Below are 24,681 nucleotides of genomic sequence, written 5' to 3' on the forward strand. Positions count from 1 at the left end.
ATGAACGACGCCTTGCAACACACGCTGGGGCTGTTGCCGTACTTCGGCAAGGTGCTGGGGCTGGGGGCACTGGCCACCTTGGGGCTGACCCTGGCGGCCTTTGCCCTGGCCCTGGTGCTCGGCCTGCTGCTGGCGCTGATGCGCTTGTCGCCCCGCTTTGGCCTGCGCGCCCTGGCCAGTGCTTACCTCGAGCTGTTTCGCAATGTGCCGATCCTTACCCAGTTGTTCATCTTGTACTTTGGCTTGACCCATCTGGGCATCACCCTGCCAGCGGCGGTGGCGGCCATCCTGGGGTTTGGCCTGAACGGCGCCGCCATGCTCTGCGAGGTGTTCCGCTCGGCGATCCTCACGGTGGACCGAGGCCAGGGCGAGGCAGCCCAGGCGATCGGCCTGCCGCGGGCCAAGGTGCTGCGCTTGATCGTGTTGCCGCAAGCACTGCGGGTGGCCTTGCCGGGCATGGGCAGCTTTGCCATCGGCCTGCTCAAAGACACCTCTTTGGCCAGCGCCGCGGCGGTGCCGGAGCTGGCCTTTCGCGCGCGCATGCTGGTCAGCGAAACCTACCAGACCAACCTGATCTACCTGCTGGTGGCGGTGATCTACCTGCTGTTGAGCCTGGCGTTGTCACGCGCCGCCGCCCGCGCCGAACGCCGCCTTGACCCGGCCCGCGCCCAGCCTGCGCCCGCGCCCAGCGGCGTGCCCGATAACCTCATGGAGGGCCGTTGAGATGGACCTGACGCAACTGTGGGAAGCCGCCCGGGGCGAGCTGTTCGACGCGGCCCTGGCCACCTTGCAATTGGCGGCGGGCGCGCTGGCGATCGGCCTGGTTGCCGGGCTGTTGGTCGCCCTGGCGCGGCGCGCGCCGCAACGTTGGCTGCGCCGGGCAGCGCTGGCGTATATCGAGTTGTTCCGCGGCACGCCGGCGTTGGTGCAGTTGTTCATTCTGTACTTCGGGCTGACCGCGGTCGGGGTTGAGTTCAGTTCGTTCCAGGCAGCGACGATCGGCCTCGGCCTGAACGCTGCCGCCTACCTGGCCGAGGTGTACCGCGCTGGCATCGAGGCGGTGCCCAGTGGCCAGGCCGAAGCAGCGCGGGCGGTGGGCATGAGCACGCCGCAGGTGTTCCGCTGGGTGGTGCTGCCCCAGGCGTTGCGGATCGTGCTGGCGCCGGTCGGCAACGTGGCGATCGCCTTGCTCAAGGACACCTCGGTCGCCTCGCTGATCGCCACCCCCGACCTGATGCTGCGCGCCCAAGACCTCAGCTCGGTGTACTTCATGCCGCTGGAAACCTACCTGATCGTCGGGGCGTTGTACTTCGCCCTGTGTTTTCCGCTGTCCATGGCCGTGCGCTGGCTGGAACACCGCACGGCTGTTCGCTGATCGTTCCGATCCCAACCCTGTAGTCACGAGGAGTCACCATGCGCAAGATCATCAAGACCGGCCTGCCCGAAGGGTCCGCCCCGGTAGAGTGGGCCACCGTAGGCGGCCGCACCCTGTACACCGCGAGCATCCCGATCTACGAAGACGGCAGCCTGGAAACCGGCAGCATCGAAGAGCAAACCCGGCTGACCCTGGCCAACCTGCAGAAGATCGTCGAAGCCGCTGGCGGCACCCTCGACGACGTCACCCAGGTGCAGGTGATCCTCACCGAGAAACGCTACTTCGAGGGCATGAACGAGGTGTACCGGGAATTTTTCAAGGCGCCGTTCCCCAACCGGGCGACCATCGTCGCCGACCTGATGGTCCCCGGCGCGAAGATTGAAATCATCGCCAACGCCTGGCTGGAAGGCTAAGACCATGGCCGCCACGCTCGTGATCGGCGCCGGGGTGATCGGTGCCACCACTGCCTACTACCTGGCCCAGGCCGGGGAAACCGTCACCGTGCTCGATGCCCAGCCTGAAGCTGGGCTGGACACCAGCTTCGCCAACGGCGGGTTGCTGGCGGCCAACAGTGCCTTGCCGTGGTCTTCGCCGGGCACGCCCAGGCAGTTGTTCAAATGGATGGGCAACGAGCAGGCGCCGCTGTTGCTGCGCCCCGCGGCCATCCCCTCATTGAGTGGTTGGGGGCTGAAGTTTCTGGCCAACTGCCGCGCGCCCAAGTACCTCGCCACCGCCGCCGACCTGACCGGTTTTGCCCAGCGCAGCCTGGCGTTGATGGACGTACTCTTGGCCCGCCAGCCGTTGGCGTTCGACGCTGGCAGCGGCGGGTTTCTGGAAATCTTCAAGGGCCCAGGTGCCATGCAGGCCGCCGAGGGCTTCGCGCACATGCTGCGCGGCATGGGCGCATCGGTCAGGGCCCTGAGCGCCGCCCATTGCGTGGAGCTGGAGCCCACCCTCGCGCCCATCGAAGCGCAGATCGCCACCGGCCTGTGGCTGGAGAACGACCGCTGGGGCGATGCCCGGCTGTTCACCCAGGCAATCGCTCAGGCTGCGCAGCGGCTAGGGGCGCGCTTCAGGTTCAATACCCCGGTGCAGCGCCTGCAGGTGCAGGGCGGCAAGGTCCAAGGGGTGTGGGCCGGGGGCGAGTTGATCGAGGCCGCGCGGGTGGTGGTGTGCGCCGGCGCGCTGTCGCAGCGCTTGCTTGCCCAGGCCGGCGTGGCGTTGCCGGTGGCGCCGGTGAAGGGGTATTCGCTGACCTTGGCGGTGGCCGATGTGGGCTTCGCCCCGCAACGGCCGATCGTCGATGATCACGAGCACATCTGCGTGACCCCACTGGGTGACCGCCTGCGAGTGGCCGGCACGGTCGAGTTCGCCGGGTTCGACCGCAGCCTGCGCCCAGGGCGGGTGGCTAACCTCAAGCAGGCGCTGAGCAACCTCTACCCACAACTGCGCATGCCTGAGCGGATCGACGCCTGGTGTGGGCTCAGGCCGATGAGCGCCGACGGCAAGCCGTTCATCGACCGCACGCCGGTGCAGGGGCTGGTGGTGAACACCGGCCACGGCGCGCTGGGCTGGACCCTGGCCTGCGCCAGCGCCGAGGCCACCTGCGCGGTGCTGCGTGGCGAGGCCGGGCCGCCGGCGTTCAGGCTTGGGCGCAGGATATGGTGACGCTGTGCAGCCTGCACGACGCATCCATAGCCGCTTTTTGTAAAACCACAGGCAGCCCATACGCCGGCTCAGCGAGGCATGGCGCCAGCGTCGAGCCGCTTGGCCATTTCCGAGGTCCCGGCCCAGCCCGCTTGCGCATAAACAGGCTGCCCCGCGGCGGTGGCATGCAACACCGCGAACTGCAGCCCGCGCCGGGTGAATTCCGCCTCGGCCAGTTGCACCAGCCCCGCGGCCAGGCCGCGGCGGCGGTGGCTGGGGTTCACGTAAACATTCAGCACATAGCCACGCTCGCCCATCGTGGGGTGCGAAGGGTGCGGTGGCCATTCGAGGTTCATCAGGCCGATCCCCGCCACCGGCTCGGCGCCGGCCAGCGCGATGAAACCGTAGTAGCGGCCATCGCGCAGCCGCGGCGCCAGCCACGGGCGAAAATGCTCGGTCATCAGCCGCAAGGCCTGGGCATCCTTGCCCGCTTCGAGAAACATCGCCTCGCGCTGCTGGCAAATCAGTTCCAGGTCGCTGGCGCTTACAGGCCGGCAGGCAAGCCCGGCGGCGGTCAAGGCAATGGCGGGTTCAATCATGGCGATGGCTCTGGCAATGGGTACCCGAGCGTAGCGAGCGCCGGGCGTGCCCGGTAGCTACAGATTCGCCCGCCGCGGGCCATACAGCTGCCCGGCAAAATGGGTTACAGTCCGCACCGGCGGGGGCCAAAGCTGTTTGTTCTTCGATGGAGTTTCCATGCAAATCGCACTGTACGACGCATCCATTGCCGCCTTTTTGCGTGGCCTGAACAACCTCGATGCCTTCTTGGCGCAGGCCCAGGCCTACGCCGAGAAGAAGCAGTTCGACGCCGGCAACCTGCTGGTGGCGCGCCTGGCACCGGACATGCTGCCGTTCACCAAGCAGGTGCAGATCGCCTGCGACAGCGCGCGGTTTTCCGCGGGCCGCCTGAGCGGGGCCGAGGTGCCGAGCCACCCGGACGACGAAACCACGCTCGAGCAATTGCGTGAGCGCATCGGTAAAACCGTGGCCTTCCTCGAAGGGCTGGACAAAACCCTGTTCGACGGCCCGGAAAAAACCATCGAGATGAAGTTCAAGGGCCAGACCGCGACCTTCACCAGCCAGGACTACCTGTTGCAGTTCGCCTTACCGAATTTCTATTTCCACGTCACCACGGCCTACGCCATCCTGCGCCACAACGGCGTGGCGCTGGGCAAGATGCAGTACCTGGGTTTCGCCTGAGGCCGCGGCCACGGCCTCCCGCCGTGGCCTTCATTAAGCTACTATCGGCGCTCCTTCTAGCTGTCCCGCTTCGCGCGGAGTGACCCGGACGTTCCATGAGCCCACGCGACCCCTTGGGGTACTACGCGATCCTGGCCGTACCCCTGGATGCCAGCGACGAGCAGCTCAAGGCTGCTTACCGCCGGCGCGCCATGGCGCTGCACCCAGACCGCAACCCCGGGCACGACACCACCGAGCAATTCCAGTTGCTCAACGACGCCTTCAAGGTGCTCTCGGACCCTCGTACCCGTGCCACCTATGGCGCGGCCCCGCGCCAGGCGGCCCGGCCGGAGCCCACCCCGGAGCCTATCCGCTGTTCGGTGTGCGGCAAGGTGTCGGCGCAGCCGCGGGTGGCGGTGTTTCGCTCGGTCAGAAGCTTTGTGCTGGTCACCCTGCGCAAGCCGGTGGCTGGGGTGTTCTGCAGTGAGTGCGCGCAAAAAGCCGCGCTCAAGGCCTCGGCCATCACCTGGCTGCTGGGCTGGTGGGGCATCCCCTGGGGGCCGCTGCATTCGCTGCAGGCGTTGCTTGAAAACCTCTCCGGCGGCAGCCACCCGGCGTTGGAAAACGCCCGGATGCTGGCCTGGCAAGCGTACTGCTTCGAGCGCGCGGGCAAGCCGGATGTGGCCCATGCAGTGGCCCGCGATGCGCTGAAGTTTTGCGCCAAGGTGCGCCCCACTTCACGCCAGCCGGCGCGGGTAAAAGAACGCGATGAGCTGGCCCAGCGCCTGCAGGCGTTCATTGCCAGCCGCCCGGCGGGTGCGGCGCCAGCGCGGCTGAAGAACGCCTGGCGGCCGCTGAATCGATGGTTCCCGCTGCACCTGGCGGCACTGCTGCTGGCCGGCGCGCTGATCACCTGGGCGGTGATGAGCTGGCCGTTCGGCGGCGCCGAGGCGCCCCCGGCGCTGGCACCGAACGGCCAACCCTGGCCGTCGGCCGCGGGCTACCTGGCCGGCACCGCGCAAACTCGCCAGGGTGGGCATTGCCAGATCGTGCTCGACAACCAGCAGAACAGCGCGGCCGTGTACGTGCAACTGGTGCCGCTGGGGCAGGCTGGAGAGCCCCCGGCCCGCCAGGTGTTCGTGCCGGCCGGTGGCCTGTTCACGGTGGGCAGCGTGCAGGCCGGCCGCTATGAGCTGCGTTACCAGGAACTGGCCCGCGGCGGGCGGGCACGCAACCAGCCGATTACCCTGAGCGAAACCCAGAACGGCAAGCGCATCGACTACAGCGTGCTGACCCTCACCTTGCAGGGGGCCAAAGGGGCGCCCTAGGCCCAGGGTTCAATGGCCCTTCGTACGGCACCACCGGGATGCCGCGCCACGCTTTGCCACGAGGGCAATACCGCAAAACCCGGAAACCCCGCTCACGCCGACAGGTGCTCGTAGAGAATGGTCGCGCCCACCAGCATCAGCACGATGCCGCCGGCGATCTCAGCGCGCTTGCCTACCACTACGCCGAGCACCCGGCCGAGCATCACGCCAACGGTGACCATCACCGTGGTGGCCAGGCCGATGGCGCAGGCGGCCACCAGGATGTTCACGTCGACGAAGGCCAAACCCACGCCCACCGCCAGTGCGTCGATACTGGTGGCGAAGGCGGTCACGGCGAGGATGAAGAACGAGTGCTGGTTGGGTTTTTGTTCTTCTTCGGCGTCGTGCTTCACGCCGTTGTAGATCATGTGCAGGCCCAGCGCCAACAGCAGGATGAAGGCGATCCAATGGTCCCAGCTTTCGACAAAGCGCGTGGCGACCTGGCCGATGCCCCAGCCGACGAGGGGGGTAAGGGCTTCGATCACGCCGAAAATCAGGCCGGTGCGCAGGGCTTCGATGAAACGCGGCTTGTGCAGGCTCGAGCCTTTGCCGATCGCCGCGGCGAAGGCATCGGTGGACATGGCCATGGCCAGGAAGAAGAGGGAAATCGGGTTCACGGTGGTTGTTCCAGCCGGGCTATGAGTCAACGACGCCACCACGCGCCCGGCTTTAGGCATGGTGTGCATCGTTGGTCTCGCCAACCGGAAGGTGTTCGCGCCACGGCATAGGGCCGAGACTGATGACGCGAACGCTCTGGCACGAGGGCTAGAGCAGGCTACTCCCCAACAAGGGCCGCCACTATAGCGGGGCGGTTGTTAAAAAAACATTAATTTGTGGAGGGCGGAGCGAGGTTGGCGCTATGGCCGGGCCTTTTGCTTCAAACCCTTGAGCCGCACTTCGGCGCGCTTGGCCGCGGCCATTTTTTCCGGGCGCTTCATGCGCTTCCAGCCGCGGATGTCGGCCTTGGTCCGGCCGCAGCTCACGCACAGCTCGCCGCTCAGTTGGCAGAGGCTGATGCAGGGGTTTTCGATTTCTTTGGCCATGGCCGTTGCACCTAAATGGCTGCGGCGCTCAGGCCGGGTGAAATTCGACCGTCAGGTGGCTGACCTCATGCACCGGCCGCAAGCGCTCGCGGATGCGCTCGGCGCTGGCGCTGGGCTGGCCGACCACGCTGACGATCGCCGCGTGGGCTTGCGGGCCGACGCGCCATACGTGCAGGTCGGCGATGGTAGCATCGCCCGGTTGCTCGACCAATTGGCGAATTTCCTCGGCCACGTGGCTGTCGGTTTGGTCGAGCAGCACCGCGGCGCTGCTGCCCATCAGGCTCCAGGCCCAGCGGGCGATCACCAGCGCGCCGACGATGCCCATCAGCGGGTCGAGCCAGACCCAGCCCAGGTAGCGCCCAGCGAGCAGCGCGGCGATCGCCAGCACCGAGGTGAGGGCATCGGCCAGCACGTGCACGTAGGCGGCCTTAAGGTTGTTGTCGTGGCCATGGGCGTGGTGGTGGTCGTGCCCGTGTTCATGGCCATGCTCATGGCCATGGCCCAGCAGCAACGCGCTGGCGATGTTCACCGCCAGGCCGACCACGGCGATCAAGGTGGCGGTGCCGAACTGTACCGGTGCCGGTTGCAGCAGGCGCAGCAGGGATTCCGCGCCGATGCCCAGCGATACCAGGCCGAGGATCAGTGCCGAGGCAAAGCCGCCGAGGTCACCCACCTTGCCGGTGCCGAAGCTGAAGCGCGGGCTGCTGGCGTGGCGCTTGGCGAAGGCATAGGCGGCCGCGGCGATGCCCAATGCGCCAGCGTGGGTGGCCATGTGGAAGCCATCGGCGAGCAGGGCCATGGAACCGGTGAGGTAGCCGGCGGCGATTTCGCCGGCCATCATCACCACGGTCAGGGCCACTACCCACAGGGTGCGGCGGGCGTTTTGCTCGTGAGCCGCGCCGAGAAACACGTGGCTGTGGGTATGGGTGCTGGAGAGCGGCGGGTTCATTTGGCGTACCGGCGGATGGCTTCGAGCAATTCTTCAACGCCCTGGTTGCGTTGCTCGGGGGTGAGGGCCGGGTCGGCCACGTGGGCGCGGGCGTGCTCTTCGATGATTTCGTCCATCAGGCCGTTGATGGCGCCACGGGTGGCCGCCACCAGGTGCAGGGTTTTCGCGCAGTCGGCGCCGGTGTCGAGCGCGCGCTCGACCGCCTGGATTTGCCCGGCGATGCGCCGCACGCGCTTGAGCAAGTCATCCCGATTGGCTGCAACATGGCCCATACCATACTCCCCCTACCTATAATGGGCGGCATCATACGCATACCCCACCCCCCTATACAAGGGGGTAGGGCCGGGTGGCTCAGTCTTTCACGGTAAAGCTGTAGCGGCCCTCGCTTTTGTGGGTATCGACCGACACCACGCGCCATTGCACGCTGTAGTTGCCGGCGGCCAGTGGCTTGGCCGGGGTGACCAGCAGCACGGTCAAGTCGTTGGGCGCGGTGGTGACCTTGCTCACCTCAACCGGCTGGCCGTTCAGGCTGAGGTTTACGCTGGAGAAGCTCGCTTCGACGCCCTCGGAAAACTTCAATTGCAGGGCGGCGGGGCTGGGCACCGTGGCATTGGCCGCGGGGCTGGCGCTGGCCAGATGGGCGTGGGCCCAGGCGCTGTTGGCGAACGCCAAGGCGCTGAGCAGGGCAGTGGTGGCAATAAGGTTTTTTACGGCAGCGGGCATGCGCTTGGCCTCTTGGTTATAACAGCGAAAGGGTTCAGAAGGTGAAGTCCACCCTTGCTCCAGAGTGTGCGGCCCGGCTCGTTCAGCGGGGTGCCCGCGGGGTAGCCGAAGGCGGCGTTGCCGGCCAGGTTCAGGTGCTCGGTATAGCGCTTGCCCAGCAGGTTATCCACCCCGGCGCTGAGCTTCCAGTGGCGATCGACCCGGTAGGCGGCATTGGCCGAGAGCACGCCGAAGCCGGCCGAGGGGCCGAAGTCCTGGCCGACCACGTTGCCGCTGCCCACCGCCACCCGGTGTTGCGCCGCCACCAGGCGCCAGAGCACACCGCTGCTCCAGCGCTCGCGGCTGTAGTGCAGGCCAAGCCGCGCCTCCAGCGGTGGCTGTTGCGCCAGGGCGCGGTGGTCGGTGCTGTTGCGGCCCCAGGCGTAGGCCAACGTGGCGTCGCCGTTAACCTGCTCGGTGAAGCGATAGCTGGCGCCCAGCTCGCCGCCCCAGATGTGCGCGTCGACGTTGCGCGCCTGGCTGCCGGGGTTGTAGCTGAACAGGATGAAGTCCCGAACCACCCCGGCATAGGCCGACACCCAGGCCTCGAGGTGTTCGCCGCGGTACTGGGCGCCGGCGTCCAGTTGGGTGGTTTTCTCCGGCTGCACGCCGCTGAAGGCGTTGGCCGTGCCATCCGGCCCGCGGCGGGCGGAGAACAGCTCCCAGTAATCCGGGAAGCGCTGCACATGGCCCAGGCCCGCGTACAGCGTGGCGCTGCCGAGGTCGTGTTCATAGCGGGCAAAGCCACTGGGCAGGGTGCTGGCGCGGCGCTGGCCTGCACCGGCGGTGGGCCGGTAATCGGTGGTGTCGGCGTGGTCCAGGCGCACGCCGCTGACTATTCGGCCCTGGGGGCTGGCGTGCCAGGTGCTTTCGGCGAAGGCGCCGTAGTTGTGCATCGTGGCGTCGTGCAGCCAGGGGAAGTGGCCGCTGCCGGTGTAGGCGCCGCTCACAGGGTTATACGCCGACGCGCGCCGGCGGTGCTCGCTGCGCAGCGCGTCCATGCCGGCGACCAGTTGCCAGTGCTCGCCCTCGAAGGTTGCCGCCAGGCGCCCGCCACTGGTGCGGCGGTCTACTTCCGACGCCCGCGGGTAGGCCCCGGGCGGGGTGTTGCGCAGGCGGAAGTTGTCCATCACATGGTGGGCGTAGTTGTAGTACAGCTGGCCTTCGAGTGTATGCAGCAGGCCGCCCGAGAAGCCCTGCTCGGCGCGCAGGCCGAAGCTGTCACGGGCGAAGCGGCTGCCGTCCATGCCACGCGCGCCGTAGCGGGCTTCACCGTTGCCCTTGCCGGCACTGAGTTCCAGCAGGGTATCCGGCGCGGGCGCCCAGCCCAGGGCGAGGTCGCCGTTCCACTTGCGCCAGCGCGAGGGCACCGGCTGGCCGGCACCGTCGCGGTAGTCGTCGGCCTGGGCCTGGTTGCCGACCAGCCGTAGGTAGCCCTCGGGGCCGCCCAGGGCGCCGTCGAGCACCCGGTCGAAACGGCCGTTGCTGCCCGCCAATACACTGCCGGCCAGGCGGCTGCCGGATTGCTCGAAGGCCTCGCGCTCGCGTTCGAACAGCACCGTGCCAGCCGAGGCGCCGGGGCCCCACAGCACGCTTTGCGGGCCTTTGATCACGGTGAGGGTGTCGAAGGTTTCCGGGGCGATGTAGGCGCTGGGGGCGTCCATGCGCCCGGGGCAGGCGCCGAGCAGCAGCCCGCCGTTGGTGCGCAGGTTCAGCCGCGAGCCGAATTGGCCGCGCAGCACGGGGTCGCCGTTGCTGCCGCCGTTGCGGATGGCGTTGAAGCCGGCGAAGGTTTTCAGGTAGTCGGCGCCATCGCTGGCCGGCACCGGCTGGCGCGCCTCTTTGGGGAGGGTGGTGAAGGTCAGTGGTGACTGCGGCGCCACCGCGGTGATCACCGTGGGGCCGAGGGTAAGCGGGCTGCCCGTGAGGGGCTCGGCAGCGCCCAGCGGGGTGGCGAAACCCAGGAGGGCGCAGAGCGGCCAGCGGGCGGAACGTGACGCAGTGTGCATGAGGGTGTTCTTTTTTTAGGCAATAAGCCGCCCCACAGCGGGGTGCCGTGTGCAGCGAAAAGGGTTTGGGCAGCCGATGGCCCGGCTTCGAGCGCGGAAACTACCACCCAGGGCAAACCCTGCCTACGCGGCTTTTGTAACAGCGCTTGGCTGCCGTTGTCCGGGGGCTTATGGGGTGAAAGGGTAGTGTTACAAAGCTTATATAAAATATAATCGATCTCATTACGCATTTGCATGGGGCAAACCGATGGCTGAACAGGCGGCAACCGAGGCGCGGGCGTTCCACGCCCTGTACCAGGCCAACCGTGGCTGGCTCGAGCAGTGGCTGGCGCGCCGCCTGGGCAGCGCCTGGGATGCCGCCGACCTCAGCCAGGATGCCTTCATGCGGGTGCTCGGCAGCACCCAGCGGATCACCGAGCTGCACGAGCCGCGCGCCTACCTGAAAACCATCGGCAAGCGCTTGCTGGTCAACTTCTACCAACGCCGCAGCCTGGAACAGGCCTACCTCGACGCCTTGGCGCAATTGCCCGAGGCCTGCGCGCCGTCGCCCGAACAGCGCTGGCTGTTGCTCGAAACCTTGCAGGCGCTGGACGAACTGCTCGGCGGCTTGCCGCCGCGGGTGCGCCGGGCATTTTTGCTGAGCCAGCTCGAGGGCCTGGGCTACCGCGAGATCGGCGAGCGCCTGGGGGTGAGCGAGCGCAGCGTGAAACGCTACATGGCGCTGGCCTACGAACACTGCCTGTTGGTGGAACTGTGCTGAGCCCGGAGGTCGCCCGGGCGGCGGCGCGCTGGCAGGTGTTGGTCGAATCTGGCGGCGCCAGTGAGCGCGACCTCGCCGCGCTGCAGCGCTGGCGGGCCGCCAGCGAGGCCCACGAGCAGGCCTGGCATGCCTTGCAGCGCTTGCATGGGCGCTTCGAGGGGCTGCCGGCGCCACTGGCGATGGCCAGCCTCGACCGCCCCGAAGCGGGGCGCCGGCAACTGCTCAAGGGCATGTTGGGGCTGGCAGTGGCGGCCCCGGCCGCCTGGGTGGCCTGGCGCGAGCTGCCACTGGCGGCCTGGCGCGCCGACTACAGCACCGGTACCGGTGAGCGCCGGCGGGTGGTGTTGGCCGATGGCAGCCTGCTGCAGCTGAACACCGCCTCCGCGGTGAACGTGCGCGCCCAGCAGCTGCGTTTGCTGCGCGGGGAAATCGCCCTGCGCCTGGGCGCCGCCGCGCCTTGGCGGGTGGACACCGCCCTGGGCCGCGCCACCTTGGCCAGTGGTGAGTTGTGTGTGCGCGAAGACGCCAGCGGCTGCGAGTTTGCCCTGCTCAGCGGCCAGGCGTTGATCGAAGCGGGTGGGCAAAACCGCCTGGCGCTCAGCGCCGGCCAGCGGGTGCGGCTCGAGGCGGGTGGCTTTGGCCCGGTCAGCCTGTTCGACACCAGGCAGCCCGGCTGGCGCGACGGGGTGATCGTCGCCCTCAACCAGCCCTTGGGCGACTTTTTACGCGACCTCGACCGCTACCGCCCAGGCCTGTTGCGTTGGGCCCCTGAGCTGGAGCCATTGCGAGTGACCGGCAGCTTTCGCCTCGACAACACCGACCAGGTGCTCGAATTGCTCGCCGCCAGCCTGCCGCTGCGGGTGCAGTGGCGCACGCGTTATTGGGCCACGTTGTTGCCGGCATGACCTGCGGGCCCTTCCGGCTGGGGCCGGGCGAAGGGCCAAAAAAAGGCTCAGCGGGCTGTCCCCTTTTTTCCACTCGCCTGTCATGGGTAACAAGCCCACTTCGATAGAGAGCGCGTCAATGCCCGTTTCGTACCGCCCCCGCCTGCCCGCGCTGTTGCCGGGCCGCACCCTGTGCCTGAGCCTGCTGCTCGGCTGTGGCGCCATGGCGCCGCCACTGGCGCTGGCCGAGGCCGAGCCCCGCGGCTTCAATGTGCCCAGTGGGGACCTCGCCGCGGCGCTGACCCGCTTCGCCAGCCAGGCCGGCGTGAGCCTGTCGCTGGACCCCGCCCTGGTCAGCGGCCGGCGCAGCCCCGGGCTGGCCGGCAACTATAGCGTGGAGGGCGGTTTCGCCCAGTTGCTGCAAGGCAGTGGCCTGCAACTGCGCCCGGTCGGGCCGGGCGCCTATACCCTGATGGCCAGCCCCCAGGGCGCTGGGGTGCTGGAAATCGCCCCCACCACCATCACCGGCACCCACACCGCCTTTGCCGATGACGAAGGCCAGGCCTATGCCGGCGGCCAGGTGGCGCGGCGCAGCTCCCAGGGCCTGCTCGGCTCGCGGGACTTCATGGACACCCCGTTCAGCCTCACTACCTACACCAGCCAGGCGGCGAAGAACCAACAGGCACGCACCCTCGGCGACCTGGTTGCCAGCGACCCGGCGGTACGCGCGACCAACCCGGCCGGCGGGCGTTACGAGCAGTTCACCATTCGCGGCTTCAGCCTGTTCAACAGCGATGTGGCCTACAACGGCCTGTACGGCATCCTGCCGACCTATTCGATTGACATGGAAATGGCCGACCGGGTCGATATCCTCCGTGGCCCCAGCCAGTTGATCAACGGCATTTCGCCGCGCGGCAGTGTGGGCGGTGGCATCAACGTGGTGCCCAAGCGCGCCACCGACAAACCGATCACCGAGTTCACCGGCAGCTATGCCTCGAACAACCAGATTGGCGGCGCCGTGGACATCGGCCGGCGCTTTGGCGACAGCAACCAGTTCGGCCTGCGCTTCAACGGCGTGAAGCAAGGCGGCGACACCGAATGGGACCACCAGAGCGTCGACCGCGAGATGGCCGTGCTCGGCCTGGACTTTCGCGGTGAGCGGCTGCGTTTGTCTACCGACATCGGCCACACCGAACGGGCCACCGACGCGCCGCAGGAGCGTGTGCAGATCGGCGCCGCGGCCAAGGTGCCCAACGCCAACGACGTGCACAGCAACTACGCCCAACCCTGGAGCAAGGCGCGCACCCACGACACCTTCGGCGCCATCAATGGCGAGTTCGACGTGAGCGACGCGGTGATGGTCTACGGCGGGGTAGGGGCGCGCAAAAGCAACCATGACTTCCTTCGCCACGGGGTGCCGATCACCAACGACGCCGGTGATTTCATCGTTTCCCCGCGCGACTTCACCCGCGATGAAAACGTGCGCACCGCCAACTTCGGCATTCGCAACTGGTTCCAGACCGGCCCGGTCAGCCATGAGCTGAACCTGGCCGCCAGCTACTTCTACATGGACTTCACCAACGGCGGCGCACGCTATGCCACCGCGCCGAGCAACCTCTACGACCCGGTGACCACCCCCACCCCCAGCAACCCCACCCGCCAGGACGCCAAGGTGTACACCGAAAACCGCTTCAGCGGCGTGGCGTTGTCTGACACTTTGGGCTTTTTCGAAGACCGCCTGCTGGTCACCCTCGGCGGCCGTTGGCAGCGGGTGAAGGTGGACGACTGGAGCGACGGTGTCAAAGGCGAGACCAACTACGACGAAGAGAAACTCTCACCCTCGGTGGGCGCGCTGTACAAGGTTACCGACCAGTTCTCGGTGTACGCCAACTACATGGAAGGCCTGAGCCAGGGCAAGATCGCGCCGTCTACTTCGAACAACGAAGATGAGATCTTCCCGCCGTTCATCAGCCGCCAAGTCGAAGTGGGCGCCAAGTACGACTTCGGTGTGCTCGCGCTGACCGCGGCGGCGTTTCAGATCAAGCAGCCGGCCTATGAGACCAACAGCACCACGCGGCTTTTTGGCCCCAACGGCAAGCGAGTCAACCGCGGCGTGGAGCTGAGCGTGTTCGGCGAGCCGCTCAAGGGCGTGCGGGTACTGGGTGGGGTGATGTACATCGACAGCGAACTGACCGGCACCGTGGGCGGCGCCAATGATGGCAACCGCGCCCCGGCCACGCCCAAGTATAACGTTAACCTGGGCGCCGAATGGGACGTACCGGGTTTGGCCGGGGTGACCCTCACCGGGCGTGGGATTTACTCCAGCTCGCAGTACCTGGACCAAGCCAATAGCAAGCAGATCGACGCTTGGGAGCGCTTTGACGTGGGCGCGCGCTACGCCTTCAAGGTTGATGGAAAAGACGTGACTTTGCGTGCTTCGGTGGAGAACGTACTGGACAAACGCTACTGGGCTTCGGCCGGTGCCTCGGATGACAGCGAGCCGGGGCTGACCCTCTCCACGCCGCGCACCTACTTGTTGTCTGCCACCGTGGGGTTCTGATCGCGGCGCGCCGTGGGCGCCGGCGGCGAGGCCCCGGCGCTCAGCAGGCCTTGCCCAGCGGCAGGGCGGCGAATGGCGTGGCGCGGGGCAGCGGCAGCGGCGTGTCGCCGGCGCGGCGGCAGGGCGCCAATGGCGCCGGCTCGGGTAATTCGCGGGCCTGCAGCTCTTCGAGGTAATGCTCACCGCGGCGGGTCAGCGACAAGCGGGTCTTGCCCGGGTGGCCGGGTACCGCCTTGGCCGAGAGAAAACCACCATAAACGAAGGCACGCAGCAGGCCTTCGTCTTCGCTGTTGAACGCACCCCAGCGTTGCTGGGCCACCAGCGTCAGCAAACGCTCATGATCATCGCGATAGTGCGGCATGGTGCATCCTTGGCGAGCCGTACGGCGGCTCACTATAGCGGAGTTCGGTTGGGGTTTAAGAGCACCGCTGATCGCAACAGCGCCGGGGGTGCGAGATTTTCAGACAGCAGTAATACGGCAAAGTGCTATACCCGCCGCTGGCGGCCGGCGCGATCATGGGCAATAGTCACTGCAACCGCTTTGCAATGCGGCTGCAACGCGGGTTGGCCAAGCTGCTGCCCCTTCCATGACCGTTACAGGATAGACAAGGAGTGCGTGTGCGCCATTCTTCCCCCCTGCCGCCGTTGGCGCGGTGGCTCGCTGTGTGTGCAATGGCCGTGTTGGCCTGTGTGGCCCAGGCCGCGGAACCCAAGCGCAAGGTGATCGTCGACCAGGATGCCCTCGGGCCGGCGGGTTCGAACCTTAAATCCTTGCTGATGCTGCTCAATTCGCCAGATGTCGACGTGCTTGGCTTCACCGTCACCAGCGGCGATGGCTGGCGCGACGAGAACGTCGCCAGCCTGCTGCGCCTATTGGAGGTGGTGGGGCGCACGGACATCCCGGTGTACGCCGGCGCGGTGTTCCCGCTGGTCAACAGCCAGGCGCGCACCCAGCGCTGGGAAGCCCAGTACGGCGCGCTGGTGTACAAGGGCGCCTGGAGCCAGGGCGTGCCCGGCAAGCACCCCGATACCCCGTTCGAAGTCCCGGCCTTCGCCCAGGGCCTGCCGAAAACCCCGGTGGCCAGCCTCAACGCTTCGCAGTTCATGGTGCAAACGGTGCGCAAGTACCCGGGGCAGGTGACCATCTGGGCGGGCGGCCCGCTGACCAACGTGGCCCTGGCGGCGCGGCTCGACCCGCAGTTCGCCAGCCTGGCCAAGGAGCTGGTGTTCATGGGCGGCAGCTTCCTGCCGCAGGCGGCGGACAACCCCTTCGCCGCCGAATACCGGCTCAACCCGCGGCTGGAATTCAACATGCGCTTCGACCCCGAGGCCGCCTCGCTGGTGCTGCATGAGCCGTGGCGGCGCATTACCCAGGTGCCGGTAGACCCTTCCACCGCCACCCTGTGGACCAAGGCCGACATCGCTGACATCGCCCGCAGCGGCTCGAAGCTGGGGCAGTACCTGGAGCACTACGACGAATCGCTGCCGATGTGGGACGAAATCGCCGCGGCGGTGTGGCTCGACCCCACGGTGGTCAAGCACCACAGCACCTTGCTGGTGGATGTCGACACCTCGCCCACCGCCGGCTACGGCAACACCCTGGCCTGGCAGCCGGGCAAGGGCCCGGGGCTGGGCGAGCAGGCGGTGGATGTGGTGAGCGAGGTGGATGTGCCGGTGTTGATGCAGCGGGTGAAGGGGTTGTTGTTGAAGAGCCGTTAGGGTTGAGGCCGGCAAAGCCCTAATGCTGTTCACTGAAGCCATTTTACGGCTTCGTGGAAGGATCAATCTGTGAGCTCTGCCGATTCTGTGCATGACCTGACTGGCCTATCGCCCGGCCCAGCCGGCCTCCCACGGGTTTTGTGTTGCCTAGGAAATCAGGGACCACACAGGTCTGGCGGGAGGCCGTGGTCCGGCACTCCGGCTGTGCCGGGCGATGGGCCAGTCAGGTCATGCGCTCAGTAAAACCATTTGAGAAATCAGGAGCTTTTTACCCTCGATTTAACGCGCTGGTTGCTTAAGTGAACAGCATTCCGCTAAACCCCACCCATAAAAAAACCGCTGCCACCCTCGCGGGCGCAGCGGTTTTTCATCTTGCGCTGAAGCTTACTTGTCGCCAGGCAACGCGTAGGCAATCACGTAGTCACCGCGGTCAGGCGACTGGCGGGCGCCACCGGCGGTGATCACCACGTACTGCTTGCCGGTCTTCGGCGAAACGAAGGTCATCGGGCCACCCTGGCTGCCGACAGGCAGGCGGGCTTTCCAGATTTCGTCACCGTTGGCGGTGTTGTAGGCGCGCAGGTAGTAGTCCTGGGTGCCGGCGATGAACACCAGGCCGCCCTGGGTCGACAGCGTACCGCCGAGGGTCGGCATGCCGATCGGCAGCGGCAGGTGCATTTTCACGCCCATCGGGCCGGTGTCTTGCACGGTACCGACCGGTACTTGCCAGGCGATCTTCTGGGTTTTCATGTCGATCGCCGACAGGGTGCCGAACGGCGGCGCCTGGCACGGAATGCCGGCTACCGACAGGAAGCGGTTCTTGTTCACCGCGTACGGGGTGCCCTTCAGCGGTACAGCGCCCATGCCGGTGTTGATCGACTCACCGCCAGACGAGGTTTTCGCGTCTTTCTGCTGGGGGACCATCTGCACCCACAGGCCCAGGCGCATGTCGTTGACGAAGATGTAGCCGTGGACTGGGTCCGTCGAGATACTGCCCCAGTTCATGCCACCGAGCGAGCCCGGGAAGCTCAGCGAAAGGTCGGTACCCGGTGCGGTGTACAGGCCTTCGTAGCGCATTTTCTTGAAGGCAATGCGGCAGAGCATCTGGTCGAACGGGGTGGCGCCCCACATGTCCGACTCGGTCAGGGTTGGCGCGCCGATCTGCGGCATGCCCACCGATTTCGGCTGGGTCAGCGAGTACGGCTCGTTGGGGATGTTCGACGGCTTGACCGGAACTTCCTCAACCTTGGTCAGCGGCTGGCCAGTGTGGCGGTCGAGCACGTAGATCTGCCCGGCCTTGGTGCCGATCACCACTGCCGGCACCTTGCTGCCGTCGGCCTTGGTGAAGTCGATCAGGCTCGGCTGCATCGGCAGGTCGAAGTCCCAGAGGTCGTTGTGAACGGTCTGGTACACCCACTTCTCTTCGCCGGTGGTGGCGTTCACCGCCAGGATCGAAGCACCGTACTTGTGGTTCAGCGCGGTGCGCTCCACGCCGTAGATGTCGGTCGACGAGCTGCCCATCGGCAGGAAGACCGTGTTCATGGCCGGGTCGTAAGACATCGGCGCCCAGCTGTTCGGGGTGCTGCGCACGTAGGTGCTGCCGTCGGCCGGGGCTTTTTTGTCTTCCGGGTTGCCCGGGTCGAAGGCCCAGCGCATTTGCCCGGTGACCACGTCGAAGCCGCGGATCACGCCGCCAGGCATGTCGGTCTGGACGTTGTCGGCCACGCGGCCGCCCACCACCACCGTGGTACCGGCCATCAACGGCGCGGACGACAGTTGGTAGTAGGAGTCAGGAACGTCACCCAGGCCCGGCTTGAGGTCAACCTGGCCGTTGTTGCCGAAGCCCTGGCAGAACTCGCCGGTGTCGGCGTCGACGGCGATCAGCCGCGCGTCGATGGTGTTGGTCAGCAGGCGGCGCTGGCAGTTGGCGCCAGCCGGGACGCTGACCGGCAACGCCGGGGTGCTGCCGTCGGTGGGCTGTGCGACTGCGGCGGTGGCGTCGAAGTACGCCAGGCCACGGCAACGCTGCCAGACTTTCGACTTGGCGTTGATTTCGTTCTTCCACAGCTGTTTGCCGGTGTCGGCATCCAGCGCGATGATGTTGTTGTGCGGGGTGCAGATGAACACCTTGTCGCCCACTTGCAGCGGGGTCATCTGGTCTTCGGCGCCGTTACCATCGCTGATGGCGACATCACCGGTGTGGTAGGTCCAGGCCGGAACCAGCTTCGACACGTTCGAACGGTTGATCTGGTCCAGCGCGGCAAAGCGGCCACCGCCTTCGTCGTTACCGTAGTGTTCCCAGTTCTTCTGCGCCTTGGCCGGGTCGACCTGGGTCAGGCCTGGGCCTTCACCGCTGACCGGGGCATGCGGGATGAACATCCCGTAACCGCCGGCGACCACGCCAATGGCCAGCAGGCCGGCGAGGGCGTAGCCACCGTTGCCCGAGGCTTGGCCATTGGCCTTGCGCAGGGTTGGGTAGGCCAGGGCCACCACCAGGCTGAGTACCGCCGGGGCGAACAGGCGCGACACCAGCGGCCAGAAGTTCAGGCCGGCGTCTGCCACCGCCCAGGCCACCGACACCAGCATGACCACGGCGAACAGCCAGGCGCCGGTGACGCGGCGGGAGAACAGCAGGAAGGAGGACACGAGCATGCCGATACCGGCGAGCACGAAATACCAACTGCCGCCGAGCGAGGCGAGGTAACCGCCCAGGGCGGCGTACAGCGCACCAAACACCAGCACACCGAGGGCAGCGACCCAGATGGGCCAGCGGCTGGCGGTTGCCGTAGGTCGAGACTTAGTCATGTTGCGATAGGTCCTACGAGGGGGGATATGTCGAGTATGGCACTGCCGGCCAAGCACGCGAGCGCGGGCGAAAAACGCCGCGGCGGCAAGCGGTTGGCAACAATGTACTAATCAGTGAGTTCACAAGAATATCGAAAAAAACCCTGATGTGCGACAAATTGCCATGCGGCAACGTGGAGAAACACTGTTGTAGGCGCGGTAATAATCTCTGGCTTCATTGCACCCAGGCTTGAGCATTGGCGTAGTGCGCCGGGCTGCCTGGCTGGCCCATCAAGCGCTCGATCAGGCCGCTCGGGCCGGGCACCTGGCCGTTCAGGTTGAGCCGCGCCTTGTGCAGCACTGCGGCATCCTCCAGCGGCCGCGCGGCGCTGCCTTGCGGCGTGTTTTGCGCCTGTTGCAGGCACTCGCCGGCGCGGTTCACCAGGATCACCCGCGCCCCGGGCTGGCGGCCAACGCCGCGGAAGCGTTCATCGAAGCCGGGGTCTACCGTCACACTCACCTTGGCCGCCAAGGCCAGCACGGCCGGGGAGGTGAGGGTGGCGCCGGCGTACCACGGCGCGCCAGGGCGCAAGCCGAGGGCGGCGGCGGCCACCGTGTAGGGCAGGCTGAACTGGGCGTCGGTGGCGGTGGCGGGGCGGTAGACCATGAAGTCTTCCGCCAGCCGGCCAAAGGTTTGCACCTCGATGTGGGCAATGTCGGCCGCGCCCCAGCCGCTGCGTTGCACCAGCGCCTCGGTGCATTCCAGCGCGGTGGCCAGCCAGCGGCAGGCCGGGTAGCGCTTGAAGCTGCCAAAGCGGATGAACCAGTCCTGGCCCAGGCCATCGAGCAGGTGTTCACTGGCGAAGCGGTCGGAGCCGACCATGCGCCAGTAGCCTTGGGGGCCGTCGAAGACCTCGCGGCTGCCGGCCAGGCCCAGCTGCGCCATCAGCGCCGCCTGCACCCCGGCCTGGGCGGCGGGGGCCACGCCATCCTTGAGCGCGGCGATCGGCCGGGTTTGCCAGTTGTACTTGTGCAGGCTGGGCACGCTGGTAAGGGTGGCGGCGAAGCCGACCGCGCGGTGCAGGGTGTCTTCGTCGAAGCCGCGGGCGCGGCCGTACACCACCGCGGCGCCGATCGCCTGGTGCTGGCCCACGCCGTAGGCCTGGCTGAAGCGCTCGGCGCTGGGTTGCAGGGCGAGGATCAAGCGGTTGTTGATTTCAAAGCCGGCGGCCAGCGCCGCGATCAGGTCATCTTCACCCACCCCGCCCGGGTGTTGGTCCAGGGCCGCCATGGCCGCGGCGATGAGCGTGGCGCCGGGGTGGCCGAGGCCTTTGCCGTCGATCTCCACGCCGTCGTCGTGGTCCAGCGCGTTGATGATGAACGCGTTGGCGAACGCCGCCGCCGCCGCGCTGTAGCCGGCCGGGCTGCCGAACACCAGGCACTCGCCCTGGCCGCCGGCGAGCCGCGCCAGTTCATGGGCCTGGCGCGCCAGCGCGGTGCCGCTGGCGGCCCAGCCACAGCCGATGGCGTCGAGCAGGTGCAGGCGCAGCTTGTGCTCGATGGCCGCGGGCAGGGCATCACGGCGTAGGTGGGCGGCGAAGCGCACCAGTTGGGCGGTCAGGGTCATGGCAGGCAGGTACCGGGTTCAGCGTTGAAAGAAGCGCGCCTGGATGCGCCGTTCGATGCGGCTGGCCAGAAGCGACAGGGGCAGGATCGTGGCGACGAAAAACAGCGCGACGAAGGTCAGGGTTTCCAGCGGGCGGAAGGTCGCCGTGCTTAGGCGCTGGCCTTCGTACAGCAGCTCGCCCACGGCGATGTAACTGCCCAGCACGGAGTTTTTCACCGCCATCACGCTTTGCCCGACGAACGCCGGCAGCACCCGCAGGAACGCCACCGGCGCGGTGATCCGCAGCAGCGCCTGCAAGGGCGTCATGCCGGTGGCCAGGCCGGCTTCGACCTGGCCGGGGTCTACCGCCTGCAGCCCGGAACGGAAAATCTCGGCGAAGAACACGCTGCCGTACAGGGCCAGCGCCAGGGCGCAGGTCCAGTAGCCGGTGAGCTTCAGCCCGACCAGGATCGGCAGGCAGTAATACGCCCACACCACCAGCACCAGAGGCGGCACCGCGCGCACGCATTCGATCAGCGCCTGCGCCGGCAATCGCAGCAGGCGGCTGCGCGCGGCCCGTAGCGGCGCCAGCAGCAAGCCCAGGGCGATGCCCAGGGTCAGCGACACCGCGAGGATGCGCAGGGTAGTGAGGATGCCGCTGAACAGCAGCTCACGGTAGGTGAGCAACACGCTGAAATCCCATTGGTACGCTGGCATGCTCAAAGCGCCTCCACAGAACGGCCCGGCGGGCCGATAAAACGCCGGATCGGCGCCGTGGCCGGGCGCTGCAGCAGTTGCTGCGGCGTGCCTTGGTCGACGATGCGGCCCTGGTCGAGCAGCAGGATGCGCTGGCACACCTGCAGGGCGAAGTTCATTTCATGGGTGACCACGATCATCGTCGTGCCGCTGCGGGCGAGGTCGGTCATCACCGCCAGCACCTCGCCGACCAGCTCTGGGTCCAGCGCGGAAGTGGGCTCGTCGAACAGGATCACCTGCGGCTGCATGGCCAGCGCGCGGGCGATCGACACCCGCTGCTGCTGGCCACCGGAGAGGGTCACCGGGTAGGCGTCGGCCTTGGCCTTCAGGCCCATGCGCTCGAGCAGGGCCAGGCCGCGCTCGTTGGCTTCGTCGCGGGCCAGGCCGCGGACCACCACCGGGCCCTCGCTGACGTTCTGCAGCACGGTGCGGTGCGGCCACAGGTTGAAGTGCTGGAACACCATCGCCATCGAGGCACGCTGGCGCGCCAAGGTCCGGGTACTCACCGGCCGCCGTTCAGCGCCGCTGAAGCCGATTTCTTCGTTGCCCAGCCACACGTGGCCGGCATCCGGGCGCTCAAGCATGTTCAGGCAACGCAGCAGGGTAGACTTACCCGAGCCGCTGGAGCCGATCATGCCGAGCACCTCGCCGGCGGCCAGCTCGAAGCTGACCCCGTCGAGTACCGGGCGGCCGTTGAACGCCTTGCTCAGCGCCTCTACGCGCAATAGCGGTGCCGTCACGGGTGCGCCGCCGGGGTCACGTATTTGGCCCAGATGCGGTCCAGGGTGCCGTCCTTGGCCAGGGTGTCGAGGCGCAGGTCAAGCCAGGCGCGCAGGGCCGGGCGGTCTTTGCGCAGGCCCATGTTGGTCGGCTGCTCTTGCACCGGGGTGGGGATCACCATCACCCCGCGGCCACGGTTGGCGATGTACAGGGCCATTTGCACGTCGTTGGTGAGCAGGGCGTCGGCGCGGCCGCTTTCCACTTCCAGTTGTAGCGCGTCGTTGCTCGGCACGATCACCCACTGGGTTTGGGTGAGCTGCGGGTGCAGCAGGTTGGCCGCCGCCGAGCCGTCGATGGCCGCCAGGCGGATGCCTGAATTATTGATCTTGTCCCAGGTGGCGTAGCGCTCGGCGTCGTTGGCCAGGGTCAGTACGCCGATCTTGTGCGCGCCCATCGGCCGGGTGAAGTCCACGGCCTTGGCCCGTTCCGGGGTATTGTTGAAGCCGCCGAGCAGGTCGAAGCGGTTCGACTGCAGGCCCGCCACTGCGGTGCCCCACTGGGTGTCGACGTATTCCACCTGCACACCGGTGCCTTCGAAGATGGCGTTGACCACATCGGGCACCAACCCGGTCCACTGGTTGCTCAGCAGGTCTTTCAGGTACCACGGCGGCGCGGCCACGGCGCCGACCCTGACCGTATTGCCTCCCAGTGCGTCTTGCGGTTCGCCGGCTTGAGCCACGCCGGCGGATGCGCCGACAATGCCGAACACCAGCGTTAACACGCCGGCCAAACGGGTGATGAGCTTCATCGTTACATTCCCTGGTTGGTATATAGGCGGGCAGTTTATGGTCTATTATTTATAGACCGAAATTCATAATATGCATAAGTTTATTCCTCCATGGCAATGAGCAATAAACAACTCGAGGTCTTCGTGCGGGTGGTGCAACTGGGCTCGGTGACCGCCACCGCCCAGGCATTGGGCATGTCGCAACCCTCGGTGAGCAAGAGCCTGGCGCTGACCGAACAGCACCTGGGCTTTACCTTGTTCGAGCGCAGCGGCGGCAAGATGAAGCCCACCGCCGAGGCCAGCCAGGTGTTCGAAGAAGCGCTGCGCATGCAAGAGGGCATCGCCCGCTTCGATCGCTTCCTGGAAAACGTGCAGCGCTACCGTGTCGGCCAGTTGCGCGTGTGCGCCACCCCGGCGCTGGCGATCAACGTGCTGCCGCTGCTGGCGCCGGTGTTGCGCCAGGCCTTCCCCGACCTGGGGCTGGTGCTCGACATGTACCTGAACAACGAAATCGAAGCCGCGATCGAACGCCAGCAGTATGACCTGGGCTTTTTACTCCAACCGGTCGACCCCCAGGCGCCGCCGCCGGGGGTGGTTTGCCAGGGCCAGATGGTCTGCGTGATGAACGCCGCGCACCCGCTGGCCGGGCGCGCCGCCATCGGCTGGGACGACCTGCCGCCGCGCGAGCTGATCTACATCACCACTGACCCGCGCATCGTCGCGATGATGGCCAGCGCCATCGCCGGGTTCCGCGAGCGGCCGGTGTCGTCGCTGGAAACCAACCGCTATTCGATGGCGATCAATCTGGTGCGCCAGGGCCTGGGGGTCACGGTGGTCGATGAGTTTTCCCTGGCCGGGATCGACACCACCGGGCTGGCGATCAAGCCCTTTGCCCCGGCCTTGCCGATCGCGGTGGTGGCGGCAAGCGCGGTGCGCAGCGCCGTGGCCGAGCCGGCCGAGCGCTGTATCGAGGCGTTGCGCGGCGTGTTGCAGCCTAGGGGTTGAGGGCCTATCGCCCGGCACTCCGGCTGTGCCGGACGAAGGGCCCTGCAAGCCTACCCCGCCTGGCGAAACGTCAGGTTGATCCGCCGCGGCCCCAGGCGCGGGTGCTCGCCCGCCTTGAGCGGCATCACCCCATGAAAGCGCAAGCGATCCTCGCCACCCCAGACCACCACATCGCCATGCGCCAGCGGCACTTTTTGCGGGGTGTCGGCGCGGCGCAGGCCGCCCCACTGGAACACCGCCGGCAACCCTAGCGACACCGACACGATCGGCGCGGCCAGATTGTGTTCGTCGCGGTCCTGGTGCAGGCCCATGCGCGCGCCGGGGCGGTAGTGGTTGATCAAACAGGCGTCGGGGGCAAAGCCCTCGAAGCCCGCCTCCCGCGCCGCCGCCACCGCCAGCTCGAGGAACGCCGCCGGCATGGCCGGCCAGGGCTGGCCGGTCTGCGGGTCGAGGCGGGTATAGCGGTAGCCGGCGCTGTCGCTGGTCCAGCCGAGCAGGCCGCAACTGGTGGTGCCCACCGACATCTTGCCGCCCCCGGGCACGCTCAGTTGGCGCAGCGGCGCCAGGGTGCGCAGCCGCAGCAGCTCAGGCAGCAGTTGCTCGACCCAGGGCAAGGCAAAGCCGCCCAGCAGCCAGGCGTGGCTGCCCAGGGCCCTGCGTTCGCCGGCGGCCGGGGTGGCGCCGGCGAACAGGTCGAGGGTGTGCATCGGTC

25 protein-coding genes and 1 riboswitch are annotated in these 24,681 nt (G+C 67.3%); of the genes, 11 read left to right on the forward strand and 14 right to left on the reverse strand.

Annotated elements, in window-relative coordinates; all coding sequences use genetic code 11:
* The 4 genes from ACFZCE_RS19350 to ACFZCE_RS19365 are packed head-to-tail and all read left to right on the forward strand — an operon-like array spanning position 1 to position 3,043.
* Positions 1–723: an ABC transporter permease subunit gene (locus ACFZCE_RS19350; RefSeq protein ID WP_390941954.1), complete on the forward strand. Its 723-nt coding sequence runs from the start codon at positions 1–3 to the stop codon at positions 721–723.
* 1 nt (position 724) lies between these two features.
* Entirely contained in the window at positions 725–1,375 is a 651-nt protein-coding gene (locus tag ACFZCE_RS19355) for an ABC transporter permease subunit (protein ID WP_390941956.1), read from the forward strand.
* Between the two features lie 38 nt (positions 1,376–1,413).
* Positions 1,414–1,788 (forward strand): Rid family hydrolase, encoded by a 375-nt coding sequence (locus tag ACFZCE_RS19360; protein ID WP_390941958.1) that lies wholly within the window; start codon positions 1,414–1,416, stop codon positions 1,786–1,788.
* A 4-nt stretch (positions 1,789–1,792) separates the two neighbouring features.
* Positions 1,793–3,043: a D-amino acid dehydrogenase gene (locus tag ACFZCE_RS19365; protein ID WP_390941960.1), complete on the forward strand. Its 1,251-nt coding sequence runs from the start codon at positions 1,793–1,795 to the stop codon at positions 3,041–3,043.
* Positions 3,044–3,111: 68 nt separating this feature from the next.
* Here the strand turns inward: ACFZCE_RS19365 and ACFZCE_RS19370 are convergent, their stop codons facing one another.
* Complete coding sequence (locus ACFZCE_RS19370; RefSeq protein ID WP_390941962.1) at positions 3,112–3,621, reverse strand: GNAT family N-acetyltransferase; 510 nt, start codon at positions 3,619–3,621, stop codon at positions 3,112–3,114.
* Between the two features lie 157 nt (positions 3,622–3,778).
* Here ACFZCE_RS19370 and ACFZCE_RS19375 point away from each other — a divergent pair, with 157 nt between their 5' ends.
* Complete coding sequence (locus tag ACFZCE_RS19375; RefSeq protein WP_390941964.1) at positions 3,779–4,282, forward strand: DUF1993 family protein; 504 nt, start codon at positions 3,779–3,781, stop codon at positions 4,280–4,282.
* Between the two features lie 95 nt (positions 4,283–4,377).
* Positions 4,378–5,589 (forward strand): DnaJ domain-containing protein, encoded by a 1,212-nt coding sequence (locus ACFZCE_RS19380; RefSeq protein ID WP_390941966.1) that lies wholly within the window; start codon positions 4,378–4,380, stop codon positions 5,587–5,589.
* Positions 5,590–5,681: 92 nt separating this feature from the next.
* On the opposite strand, the gene mntP is transcribed toward ACFZCE_RS19380, so the two are convergent.
* The 6 genes from mntP to ACFZCE_RS19410 all read right to left on the reverse strand — a co-directional run bounded on the left by mntP (position 5,682) and on the right by ACFZCE_RS19410 (position 10,391).
* Positions 5,682–6,245, reverse strand: coding sequence for a manganese efflux pump MntP (mntP, locus tag ACFZCE_RS19385; protein ID WP_390941968.1), 564 nt, complete (start codon positions 6,243–6,245; stop codon positions 5,682–5,684).
* Between the two features lie 8 nt (positions 6,246–6,253).
* Positions 6,254–6,419, reverse strand: a riboswitch (yybP-ykoY riboswitch).
* Positions 6,420–6,485: 66 nt separating this feature from the next.
* A complete protein-coding gene (locus tag ACFZCE_RS19390; RefSeq protein ID WP_390941970.1) occupies positions 6,486–6,671 on the reverse strand; it encodes a DUF1289 domain-containing protein in 186 nt (61 codons plus the stop codon).
* 28 nt (positions 6,672–6,699) lie between these two features.
* Entirely contained in the window at positions 6,700–7,620 is a 921-nt protein-coding gene (dmeF, locus tag ACFZCE_RS19395; protein WP_390941972.1) for a CDF family Co(II)/Ni(II) efflux transporter DmeF, read from the reverse strand.
* Positions 7,617–7,892 (reverse strand): metal-sensing transcriptional repressor, encoded by a 276-nt coding sequence (locus ACFZCE_RS19400; RefSeq protein WP_390941974.1) that lies wholly within the window; start codon positions 7,890–7,892, stop codon positions 7,617–7,619. Before ACFZCE_RS19400 ends, dmeF begins: the two co-directional genes overlap by 4 nt.
* 79 nt (positions 7,893–7,971) lie before the next feature.
* Positions 7,972–8,343, reverse strand: coding sequence for a copper homeostasis periplasmic binding protein CopC (copC, locus tag ACFZCE_RS19405; RefSeq protein ID WP_390941976.1), 372 nt, complete (start codon positions 8,341–8,343; stop codon positions 7,972–7,974).
* On the reverse strand, positions 8,328–10,391 hold the full coding sequence (locus ACFZCE_RS19410) for a TonB-dependent copper receptor (protein WP_390941978.1): 2,064 nt from the start codon (positions 10,389–10,391) through the stop codon (positions 8,328–8,330). Before ACFZCE_RS19410 ends, copC begins: the two co-directional genes overlap by 16 nt.
* Before the next feature lie 247 nt (positions 10,392–10,638).
* On the opposite strand from ACFZCE_RS19410, the gene ACFZCE_RS19415 reads away from it, so the two are divergent.
* The 3 genes from ACFZCE_RS19415 to ACFZCE_RS19425 all read left to right on the forward strand — a co-directional run bounded on the left by ACFZCE_RS19415 (position 10,639) and on the right by ACFZCE_RS19425 (position 14,595).
* Positions 10,639–11,151, forward strand: a complete 513-nt coding sequence (locus ACFZCE_RS19415; protein WP_390941980.1) for a sigma-70 family RNA polymerase sigma factor — start codon at positions 10,639–10,641, stop codon at positions 11,149–11,151.
* The gene (locus tag ACFZCE_RS19420; RefSeq protein WP_390941982.1) at positions 11,145–12,056 is read left to right on the forward strand and encodes a FecR domain-containing protein; all 912 of its coding nucleotides are present in this window, start codon (positions 11,145–11,147) and stop codon (positions 12,054–12,056) included. The genes ACFZCE_RS19415 and ACFZCE_RS19420 overlap by 7 nt, the downstream gene beginning before the upstream one ends.
* A 202-nt stretch (positions 12,057–12,258) precedes the next feature.
* Positions 12,259–14,595, forward strand: coding sequence for a TonB-dependent siderophore receptor (locus tag ACFZCE_RS19425; protein WP_390942168.1), 2,337 nt, complete (start codon positions 12,259–12,261; stop codon positions 14,593–14,595).
* A 40-nt stretch (positions 14,596–14,635) separates the two neighbouring features.
* Here ACFZCE_RS19425 and ACFZCE_RS19430 read toward each other — a convergent pair whose 3' ends face one another.
* Positions 14,636–14,956: a hypothetical protein gene (locus ACFZCE_RS19430; RefSeq protein ID WP_390941984.1), complete on the reverse strand. Its 321-nt coding sequence runs from the start codon at positions 14,954–14,956 to the stop codon at positions 14,636–14,638.
* A gap of 257 nt (positions 14,957–15,213) precedes the next feature.
* Between ACFZCE_RS19430 and ACFZCE_RS19435 the strand changes: the two genes are divergently transcribed.
* On the forward strand, positions 15,214–16,314 hold the full coding sequence (locus tag ACFZCE_RS19435; RefSeq protein ID WP_390941986.1) for a nucleoside hydrolase: 1,101 nt from the start codon (positions 15,214–15,216) through the stop codon (positions 16,312–16,314).
* A gap of 384 nt (positions 16,315–16,698) precedes the next feature.
* On the opposite strand, the gene ACFZCE_RS19440 is transcribed toward ACFZCE_RS19435, so the two are convergent.
* The 5 genes from ACFZCE_RS19440 to ACFZCE_RS19460 all read right to left on the reverse strand — a co-directional run bounded on the left by ACFZCE_RS19440 (position 16,699) and on the right by ACFZCE_RS19460 (position 22,985).
* Positions 16,699–19,116 (reverse strand): membrane-bound PQQ-dependent dehydrogenase, glucose/quinate/shikimate family, encoded by a 2,418-nt coding sequence (locus ACFZCE_RS19440; protein WP_390941988.1) that lies wholly within the window; start codon positions 19,114–19,116, stop codon positions 16,699–16,701.
* Positions 19,117–19,330: 214 nt separating this feature from the next.
* Positions 19,331–20,722 (reverse strand): MmgE/PrpD family protein, encoded by a 1,392-nt coding sequence (locus ACFZCE_RS19445; protein ID WP_390941990.1) that lies wholly within the window; start codon positions 20,720–20,722, stop codon positions 19,331–19,333.
* An 18-nt stretch (positions 20,723–20,740) separates the two neighbouring features.
* On the reverse strand, positions 20,741–21,418 hold the full coding sequence (locus ACFZCE_RS19450) for an ABC transporter permease subunit (protein WP_390941992.1): 678 nt from the start codon (positions 21,416–21,418) through the stop codon (positions 20,741–20,743).
* A 2-nt stretch (positions 21,419–21,420) separates the two neighbouring features.
* Positions 21,421–22,197, reverse strand: a complete 777-nt coding sequence (locus tag ACFZCE_RS19455) for an ATP-binding cassette domain-containing protein (protein ID WP_390941994.1) — start codon at positions 22,195–22,197, stop codon at positions 21,421–21,423.
* Positions 22,194–22,985, reverse strand: a complete 792-nt coding sequence (locus tag ACFZCE_RS19460; RefSeq protein WP_390941996.1) for a transporter substrate-binding domain-containing protein — start codon at positions 22,983–22,985, stop codon at positions 22,194–22,196. Before ACFZCE_RS19460 ends, ACFZCE_RS19455 begins: the two co-directional genes overlap by 4 nt.
* A gap of 96 nt (positions 22,986–23,081) precedes the next feature.
* Here ACFZCE_RS19460 and ACFZCE_RS19465 point away from each other — a divergent pair, with 96 nt between their 5' ends.
* Positions 23,082–23,969, forward strand: coding sequence for a LysR substrate-binding domain-containing protein (locus ACFZCE_RS19465; RefSeq protein ID WP_390941998.1), 888 nt, complete (start codon positions 23,082–23,084; stop codon positions 23,967–23,969).
* A gap of 50 nt (positions 23,970–24,019) precedes the next feature.
* On the opposite strand, the gene alkB is transcribed toward ACFZCE_RS19465, so the two are convergent.
* On the reverse strand, positions 24,020–24,676 hold the full coding sequence (alkB, locus tag ACFZCE_RS19470) for a DNA oxidative demethylase AlkB (protein ID WP_390942000.1): 657 nt from the start codon (positions 24,674–24,676) through the stop codon (positions 24,020–24,022).
* Between the last annotated feature and the right edge of the window lie 5 nt (positions 24,677–24,681).

This window comes from Pseudomonas sp. NPDC007930, assembly GCF_042958985.1.
GTDB lineage: Bacteria > Pseudomonadota > Gammaproteobacteria > Pseudomonadales > Pseudomonadaceae > Aquipseudomonas.

Bases quoted from the DNA above. Each gene is read 5' to 3' on its own strand.
- ACFZCE_RS19410 (WP_390941978.1), bottom strand. From the start codon at position 10,391: ATGCACACTGCGTCACGTTCCGCCCGCTGGCCGCTCTGCGCCCTCCTG.
- ACFZCE_RS19430 (WP_390941984.1), bottom strand. From the start codon at position 14,956: ATGCCGCACTATCGCGATGATCATGAGCGTTTGCTGACGCTGGTGGCC.
- ACFZCE_RS19445 (WP_390941990.1), bottom strand. From the start codon at position 20,722: ATGACCCTGACCGCCCAACTGGTGCGCTTCGCCGCCCACCTACGCCGT.
- ACFZCE_RS19425 (WP_390942168.1), top strand. From the start codon at position 12,259: ATGGCGCCGCCACTGGCGCTGGCCGAGGCCGAGCCCCGCGGCTTCAAT.
- ACFZCE_RS19460 (WP_390941996.1), bottom strand. From the start codon at position 22,985: ATGAAGCTCATCACCCGTTTGGCCGGCGTGTTAACGCTGGTGTTCGGC.
- copC (WP_390941976.1), bottom strand. From the start codon at position 8,343: ATGCCCGCTGCCGTAAAAAACCTTATTGCCACCACTGCCCTGCTCAGC.
- ACFZCE_RS19355 (WP_390941956.1), top strand. From the start codon at position 725: ATGGACCTGACGCAACTGTGGGAAGCCGCCCGGGGCGAGCTGTTCGAC.
- dmeF (WP_390941972.1), bottom strand. From the start codon at position 7,620: ATGAACCCGCCGCTCTCCAGCACCCATACCCACAGCCACGTGTTTCTC.
- ACFZCE_RS19450 (WP_390941992.1), bottom strand. From the start codon at position 21,418: ATGCCAGCGTACCAATGGGATTTCAGCGTGTTGCTCACCTACCGTGAG.
- ACFZCE_RS19465 (WP_390941998.1), top strand. From the start codon at position 23,082: ATGAGCAATAAACAACTCGAGGTCTTCGTGCGGGTGGTGCAACTGGGC.
- ACFZCE_RS19365 (WP_390941960.1), top strand. From the start codon at position 1,793: ATGGCCGCCACGCTCGTGATCGGCGCCGGGGTGATCGGTGCCACCACT.
- ACFZCE_RS19350 (WP_390941954.1), top strand. From the start codon at position 1: ATGAACGACGCCTTGCAACACACGCTGGGGCTGTTGCCGTACTTCGGC.
- ACFZCE_RS19390 (WP_390941970.1), bottom strand. From the start codon at position 6,671: ATGGCCAAAGAAATCGAAAACCCCTGCATCAGCCTCTGCCAACTGAGC.
- ACFZCE_RS19360 (WP_390941958.1), top strand. From the start codon at position 1,414: ATGCGCAAGATCATCAAGACCGGCCTGCCCGAAGGGTCCGCCCCGGTA.
- ACFZCE_RS19400 (WP_390941974.1), bottom strand. From the start codon at position 7,892: ATGGGCCATGTTGCAGCCAATCGGGATGACTTGCTCAAGCGCGTGCGG.
- ACFZCE_RS19415 (WP_390941980.1), top strand. From the start codon at position 10,639: ATGGCTGAACAGGCGGCAACCGAGGCGCGGGCGTTCCACGCCCTGTAC.
- ACFZCE_RS19370 (WP_390941962.1), bottom strand. From the start codon at position 3,621: ATGATTGAACCCGCCATTGCCTTGACCGCCGCCGGGCTTGCCTGCCGG.
- ACFZCE_RS19440 (WP_390941988.1), bottom strand. From the start codon at position 19,116: ATGACTAAGTCTCGACCTACGGCAACCGCCAGCCGCTGGCCCATCTGG.
- alkB (WP_390942000.1), bottom strand. From the start codon at position 24,676: ATGCACACCCTCGACCTGTTCGCCGGCGCCACCCCGGCCGCCGGCGAA.
- ACFZCE_RS19380 (WP_390941966.1), top strand. From the start codon at position 4,378: ATGAGCCCACGCGACCCCTTGGGGTACTACGCGATCCTGGCCGTACCC.
- ACFZCE_RS19375 (WP_390941964.1), top strand. From the start codon at position 3,779: ATGCAAATCGCACTGTACGACGCATCCATTGCCGCCTTTTTGCGTGGC.